This is a genomic window from Kitasatospora sp. NPDC053057 (assembly GCF_044546945.1).
GTDB lineage: Bacteria > Actinomycetota > Actinomycetes > Streptomycetales > Streptomycetaceae > Kitasatospora.
Genome location: NZ_JBITZP010000093.1, coordinates 1 through 6849, shown reverse-complemented (window position 1 = coordinate 6849; position 6849 = coordinate 1). Strand labels below are relative to the sequence as shown.

Genomic DNA, 6849 nt, shown 5'->3' with positions numbered 1-6849 from the left:
ACTCCAGGCCTTCGACATCGCCTTCGACGGCCGACTCTCCGTCGGCCGCCGATAATTCACATCACACGAGTTACACCGTTGGCTGGACAGGCCCCCCACCGACCGACCACCTCACTACCCAAGACAAGGACAGAGAAGAAGGGGTTGTCGGCATTTCCGGCCCGCCCAAAATGGCACCTGACATGCGGTGATGCCGTGCCTGGCCGGATCACCATGCACCCACAAGACCACCCGCTAGACATCTCACAAGACACCGACAAGACGCCCCACAAGACCACTCACAAGACGCGGCCGCGCTGCGGCGCCGGGCTGCCGGCGGTGCGGGTCAGGTCAGTTGCTGGTTGCGGGCGGCACGGAGCAGTGCGACGGCGTGGGGCGCGTCCGTGGAGAGCCAGGGATCGCCGTCGGTGGCGTCGATGATCAGGCGGCCCTGGATGTAGGTGCCCCAGCCGTCGCCGAACGCCTCGACCCAGCCCAGCAGCCGTCGGTTCGGGTCGCGGACGGCGAACAGGTCTGAAGTGCTGTTCCAGCCCTCCACCACCAGGTCGCTCCCGTCGATGCTCCAGGTGGAGGTCGGGGCTCCCAGGCCGCGGGCGAGCGGCGAGGAGGAGGTGCGCTCGGAGGCCAGAGCCAGGAGCAGTTCCTGCGGCAGGGTGTTGACCGGTCCCGGCTGCTGCGCAACGGACGCTGCGAGGTGGCGCCCGTCGGCCGGAGCGGAACTCTGTTCTGCGGCTGGCACAGCGTCCCTTTCGACGCGCGGGGAAACGGTGGGGCGGGCAGCCGCCGTGCCGGCGCCGCTCGATTCAACGCGCGGGGAAATGATGGCGCGGCCGACGGGTGCACTGGCGGCCGCGGCGGTCTCATCGTCCGCGGCGGCGGCCAGGCCGGTACCGGCGGCCGGTTCGGCTGGGGCGAGCGCGGCGGCGGCCGGGCCGTCGGTTTCGACGCGCGGGGAATCAAGGGGGGTGGCGACAGGCTCGGGGGTGGGCGCCTGGGCGTGAGCCTGCTCGGTGCGGAGCCGGGCGGCGGTCATCTCGTAGCGCAGCACGTGGGCCTGGCGCATGATCCGCTGCGTGGCGCCGGTGAGGTTGGTCTCCAGTAGCGCGAGGGCCTGGTTGCAGCGTGGGTCTTCGCCTACACCGCGGCGGGCCTGTTCCAGGTTCTCCAGGAAGCGGGCGGTGCTGCGCTGCACGGCGGCGGCGAGCTCCAGGAGCTCGCGGTGGCCGGCCTCGCCGGTGGCCGGGATTTCGACGCGCGAGGTAACAAGGGCGTCGGCGACTGCGTCCTGTTGGTGCTCGGCCCGCCGACGCCGATACGCCTTCGAGGAACAGGCCCGGCCGCAGTAGACCGGGCGTCGGCCCGGCCCGGCGGCGCGCAGTTCGGCGCCGCACTCGGCGCAGCCCGGCGCCTGTGGCCCTGCCTCAATTCGTCGCGCGTCGATTCCCGCCCCGACCTCAATTCCTCGCGCGTCATTTTCCGCGCTGGCCTTGATTCCTCGCGCGTCGTTTTCGGTCTCCATGATCGGGAGGGTATCCGGCCGCCCGGACAGCGCGGTGCCGCCGGTGGCGTGCGGCTGGGCGGGGGGGGGGGTGGCGGCGTGGGGGGGGGGGCGCCCCCCCCCCCCGGGGGGGCGGGGGGGGCGGGGGGGGGGGGGGTCGGGGGGGGGGGGGGGGGGGGGGGGGGGGGGGGGGGGCGCCGGGGGGGGGGGGGGGGGCCCCGCCCCCACGGCCGGCGTGGGCGAGGACGACGGGCGGCGGTTGCGCAGGCGCAGCGCCCGCGCGCCCCGTTCTACTCGGCCTCGGTGAAGGTGAGGCCGCCCGGGCCGAGCGGCCGGCGCCCGCCTTCGGCCCGGGGCCGATCCGGGTGGGGTACGGCGGGGAGGGGTTCCGGGAGCGGCAGGCGCTCGGCCGGCAGCAGCCGCTGCGGTTCGGCCGGGGGTGTGTCGGTGGCCGGGTCGGCGGAGGGCTGCCACAGCGGGCGGCGGGCGGAAGTCATGATCACAGTCTGCCCGTGACCGGGGCCGGGCCGGGCCGGTTCACCCGTCATGACGGATCCGATCACCTTCCCCCGCGTCGAGGACACCGGAGACAGCGAGGACCAGGAGCAGCGGGAGCAGCAGCACGCGGTGAACAAGGTGCTCGCGGAGGCGTCGGAGGCGGGCCGGCGGGCGGCCGGGTGGGTGCGCGAGCTCGCGGCCCGGCAGGCGGAGGGCAGGCACCGCACGGTGCTGGAACGGGCCGCCGACGCCATCGAGCAGGCCGCCAGCCGGGAGGGCGTCCCCGGCGGCGACGGTCAGCTGGCCGAGGAGCTGGCGTACGACCTGGCCGCCGGTGTCGTCACCGGCAGCCCGTACGCCCAGGCGCTCCCCGATCTGGTGATGGGCGAGCGGATCGCGCTGATCACCGTGTGCGCGCTGGCCGCGGCGATGCCTGGCACGGTGCTCGGCGAGCTGGAGCGCGAGCTGCCCGCCCTTGCCGCCACGATGGACGCCGCCGTGACCGCCGGCCAGACCGTGCCCTACAGGTAACACAGCCCGCCTGTGAACCGCTCCCACCTGGGAAAATGGCCGGTCAATAACACAACCCCTACAACCCTCACAGGGCATGACACAGGCCGGCACCGGGTTCGGGCACCTACTGGCGGGCAGGGGGAGAGTATGGGCGAGCGGCGGCACCAGGAGCCGGCCGTCCCGATCGGCGAGGCCGAGGCGCGGCGGCTGACCGGCGCGCTGCGCGAGTCGGTGGAACAGATGCGCAGCGCCGTCCTGGTACTGGCCGAACGGGTGCGCGCCGCGCACCGCGGCCGGGTGTGGACCGCCTTGGGCTACCCGTCGTGGTGTGCGTACGCGGCCGGGGAACTCGAGGTATCGCGGTCGATGGCGTACCGGCTGCTGGACCTGGCGGCGGCCGCCGAGGCGATCGAGGACGTCGTCGGGCGGGAGGCCGGGCCGCAGCTGTCCCACGTGTGGGACACCGCGCTGTCGGTGCGGGCGGTGGTCGAGATCCGCGGGCGCCTGGCGGAGCTGTCCGATCTGGTCGCCGAGCGCCTGGCGCAGGCCCGCGCCGAGGCCGGCGGTGCGCAGCTGGAGCCGGGCCGGATCAGCGCGGCGGTCACGGCGGCGGTGGCCGAGCTGCGCGAGCGGCCGGACGTGCCGGTGGCCGGGTTGGAAAGCTCGCCGGGCCCGGACGGGTACCCGGTGGCGCGGGACCGGCTGGACGCGCACCGCGAGCTCGGACTGCTGGCCCTTCAGGTGGCGCCCGGGTACGTCGCCGAGCGGGACGCCGAGGAGGTTCTGCACGTGCTGGGCGAGGAGATCGGCAGCAGCGTCGAGGAACTGCTCGCGTGCCGCCGGTACGCGCTGACTGGCGACGCGCGAGCAACCGAACGGTTCTGATGCCGCGGGTCAGGCCGGGGGGTGCCGTAAGTCCCAGGTGCCGAGGCGAAACGCTGTCACCTGGGGAAGCGGGCTGGGACCGTCCCAGCAAAACGGACATTGCGGGCGCGCTGGGGCGGTGTTGGGACATGGGTCTCAGGTCTGATCCCAGCCCGGTGCTCGGGCGGGTGAGGCGCAGCGGCCGGGTCCCGGGGAAGCAGGGGGAGCGTTCCGCGGGGCCCGGCCGTGGGGGGCCAGCCGCGCCGGGGTCACGGCGTGGCTGCGCTGGCCGGCGGCCCGGTGGTGCTGTGGTGGGCCGCCGTGCCGGGAATGCTAGACCTGTGGGTCCACGGTGGCCAGGGCTTTGACCTGCAATCTTTCGGCCGCGAACATGCCATCTGGGGCAGAGCCGGCGCGTCGTCGTGCGACCCGACACCGGCCGGGCGGCCGGTGTCGGGTCGCCCTCCCGGCCGCACGGGTGTGCGACCTACGACAGGCCGGTGTCCGACACTGCCAGGCGGGTCTTCGCCAAGCCGCCGATGCCGCGGAGCAGCTCCGCCTCGCATGGAAGACCGGATCCGACAAGGACTGAGCGCCGCCCGAACCACCGCTGCGTCTCGCTGGCCTCGCCCCTGGCCCCGGTCCCACCTACAGCTGATTCACGACGAGCTACCACCGTCAGCACGCCGTCCGGCCCTCACAGGGCCAGGACTGGGTGCTCGTCGTACTGATCGCCGGTGCCGGTCGTTGTACCGGGCATGACGATCGCAGAGCGGAACTGGTGGACGCGGGCGCGGGTGCGCTTCCTGGAGGAAGTCGATGTCGGGGCGGTGCATCCACGGCGCCGGCGGGTCTTCCGGCGGGGGGGAAGAGGAGGTGATGGTCCAGTGGGGCCTCGCCGGACGGCGGGTGGACCGGGGCACCTGGTGGACCAGCATCGACGTCAACGGCGCGTACATCGTGATGTCCGCCTCGGTCGAGGTCCTCGAAGTATTGGAGGAACAGCCGCCCACCAGCTGGTGAACCGGCGGCCGCCGCAAAGCCCCCCGGCATCCGGGAGCGCTTTCCGGCGAGGTGGCGGCGCGGTAGCCGTCGGCGAGGCGGCCGCAGGACAGGCGCGCCGAGAGCGCCGGGGCAGACGCGGCCGGGTCTACCGAGGCCGACCTCGCCGACCGCCGGTCGGCCCTCCTGCGCATGCGCCTGCTCCCAGGCCGCACGACGGTGAAGGGGTCGGGCGAGCACCGGGAGGCATCGGTGGCAGATGACGTCGGGACCGAAGAGCCGGACGAGGCACACCGCCGGCCACCCGGGGTGGACGACGCGACCATTGAGGCGCTGGGGATGCTGACGAAGGCGCTGGAGTACACCGAGCGGGCCCGCGGCCACCTGTACGCGGTGCACCACATGACCGGCGGCGCTGATCGGATGCTCGCCGAGGCGGTGCGGATGCTGCGCCAGGCGGGGCACGAGGAGCAGGCCGGCCTGGTCGAGGGGGAGCTCCTGGGCCGGGATGTCATCCCGGGCATGTGGACCTACCAGCTGATTGAGGCGTACGACTGCACCTACTACCGGTTGTTCGCCGCCGTCGAGGAGCAGGTCCGCCAGGACCTCGTCGCCGGCCGTCGGCACCTGGCGGAGGCGGAGATGCAGCGGGCCGCGCGCTCCCGCCGCCGCGGGCACGCCGCCCCGTAGACCCGCGCCTTGTGTCCGAGCATCCGGGGACGGAGCGCAGGCGGCCGGGTCCCGGGGAAGCAGGGGGGTGTTCCGCGGGGCCCGGCCGGTGGGAGGCTAGCAGCGCCGAGCCGCGGCGCGGCTGCTCTGCTCGGCGGCCCGGTGGTGCTGTGGTGGGGCCGCCGTGGCGGGAATGCTAGACCCGATGATCAGCAGATGACCAGGGCTTTGACCTGCAATCTTTCGGCCGCGAACATGCCATCCGGCGGCGCGGTTTCACCTGCCGGCCCGCCAGATGCCGAGGACAGCTTCGTACAGTCGGTCGGACCCTTCCCGCCGAGTTGGGTCGTTCTCGTCGGTCATTAACTGCCGTGACCTGCGACGGAAACGGTGTCCGGGCTGTGCAGGGAGGGGTGAACCGAGCGGTGCAGCCCCCGTCCGATTGCGGGTCGTTTTCCGCTCAGGGGGAAGCCCCTCGGCCTATTGGCTGGAGACGGTGATTGTTCCGGTGCCGCCCGCGCGTTGGTTTGCGTCGACGGCTTCCTGGTAGGTGACGTATCGACGGATGGTGCCGTCGGGCAGGTTCAGTTGGTAGACGACGGTGGCGTGTGGGGATCCTCCGCCGCAGTTGCAAGACATGGCTGCCACCCTTTCGGCTTCGATTCGTGGGGCAGGGCGTTCATGGGGCCGTCGTTGGTCAGTCCAGCCAGCGTGAAGCGATTCCCGCCAGATAAGAGAGCGTCAGGGCAGCCGTAGGTACCTGGAACCATGGCGAGCCCTCCAAACAGGTGGCGTACACGGCGGTGGCGGTGGCGGCCCAGATGCTCGTGCACCATCCGCAGCTGACCAGATAGGCCGCTCGGGAGTCGTCGCCGAAGCGAGCTGCGGTCCACGACCTGAACCCCGCTGCCAGCGTGTCCTTGGTAATGAAACGGGTGATGCGACAGGTGGTGCCGAGGGCGAGAAGGAACGCGGTAACGCTCATGGCAAACCATCCACTTCCCGATTGACCTATGACGGGGTGGTGCAGCGGTACTCGGCTGTTGCTGGGAGTCGGGTGCGACCGGTCCGCGGCGGTGGGGGTAGGGACTGCTGGAGGTCCGGTTGTGCCCGGGATCGGCGCTGGGCTGCTGTGTACCGGTCCCGGGTGCTTGTGTGCGCCAGTCGCTCACGTGGTACGGCTCTCGGTCACCCGATGGATGTGGAGACGGTTGGGCGACCAATAGGCTGGCAGCGGGTTGTCCCCCGTCCTTCCACGACGGGGGACAACCTTTAACCAGCGGGCCGGCCTCCAGCGCGACACCGTCAGCTCGGACGCACCGGCCTAGACCTGTGCACCGACATTCCGGCGGGACTCGTCACGCTGCCCCGGGCGATCTGACCGTAGTCGGTCACACCGGCGGGAGGCAGGGCGTCAGGGAGTTGGTCGCCTGGAGCATGGTGGCGCCGACCGTGGCGTGTGCCGTGTAGCTGCCGGCGAGGATCTGCAGCGGGTTGAGTCCCGCCTGAAGGGTGGCCGTGCCGGTCGCGTCGGTGACCGCGGTGCCCACGAGCTGGTTTGCGACGAAGAAGCTGACCGTGACTCCCGCCTGCGCCGGCGAGAGAGTGGCCGTCAGCGTCGCCTTGAACACGTCGGGCAGAGGCAGCGGCAGGTTGACCCGCCAGCAGGCGGGCGCTGCCGTCAAGGTCGTTCCACCACCCACCGTCCCGGTCACGGTGACCGTGATGGGGACGGACACGACACCGGAACACGCACACGCGGTGCCGGTCGCGGTCACGGTCGCGGTCACGGTCGCGGGACCGGC

At 72.5% G+C, this 6849-nt stretch carries 7 protein-coding genes and 1 pseudogene; 4 read left to right on the top strand and 4 right to left on the bottom strand.

What is annotated here, in order from left to right:
• Window positions 1-325: 325 nt before the first annotated feature.
• Together ACIG5E_RS38790 and ACIG5E_RS38785 are read right to left on the bottom strand one after the other, a co-directional pair.
• Window positions 326-1519, bottom strand: coding sequence for a hypothetical protein (locus ACIG5E_RS38790; protein WP_396541919.1), 1194 nt, complete (start codon window positions 1517-1519; stop codon window positions 326-328).
• A 269-nt stretch (window positions 1520-1788) separates the two neighbouring features.
• Window positions 1789-1995: a hypothetical protein gene (locus ACIG5E_RS38785; RefSeq protein WP_396541917.1), complete on the bottom strand. Its 207-nt coding sequence runs from the start codon at window positions 1993-1995 to the stop codon at window positions 1789-1791.
• A 49-nt stretch (window positions 1996-2044) separates the two neighbouring features.
• Between ACIG5E_RS38785 and ACIG5E_RS38780 the strand changes: the two genes are divergently transcribed.
• The 4 genes from ACIG5E_RS38780 (at window position 2045) to ACIG5E_RS38765 (ending at window position 5065) form a co-directional block, all read left to right on the top strand.
• Window positions 2045-2527: a hypothetical protein gene (locus ACIG5E_RS38780; RefSeq protein WP_396541915.1), complete on the top strand. Its 483-nt coding sequence runs from the start codon at window positions 2045-2047 to the stop codon at window positions 2525-2527.
• Between the two features lie 129 nt (window positions 2528-2656).
• Entirely contained in the window at window positions 2657-3394 is a 738-nt protein-coding gene (locus ACIG5E_RS38775; protein ID WP_396541913.1) for a hypothetical protein, read from the top strand.
• 858 nt (window positions 3395-4252) lie between these two features.
• Complete coding sequence (locus ACIG5E_RS38770) at window positions 4253-4396, top strand: hypothetical protein (protein ID WP_396541911.1); 144 nt, start codon at window positions 4253-4255, stop codon at window positions 4394-4396.
• Window positions 4397-4627: 231 nt separating this feature from the next.
• Entirely contained in the window at window positions 4628-5065 is a 438-nt protein-coding gene (locus ACIG5E_RS38765; RefSeq protein WP_396541909.1) for a hypothetical protein, read from the top strand.
• Window positions 5066-5741: 676 nt separating this feature from the next.
• Here the strand turns inward: ACIG5E_RS38765 and ACIG5E_RS38760 are convergent.
• Together ACIG5E_RS38760 and ACIG5E_RS38755 are read right to left on the bottom strand one after the other, a co-directional pair.
• Entirely contained in the window at window positions 5742-6029 is a 288-nt protein-coding gene (locus ACIG5E_RS38760; RefSeq protein ID WP_396541907.1) for a hypothetical protein, read from the bottom strand.
• A gap of 406 nt (window positions 6030-6435) precedes the next feature.
• Window positions 6436-6849 (bottom strand): annotated as a pseudogene (locus tag ACIG5E_RS38755) (hypothetical protein); the annotation flags it as partial.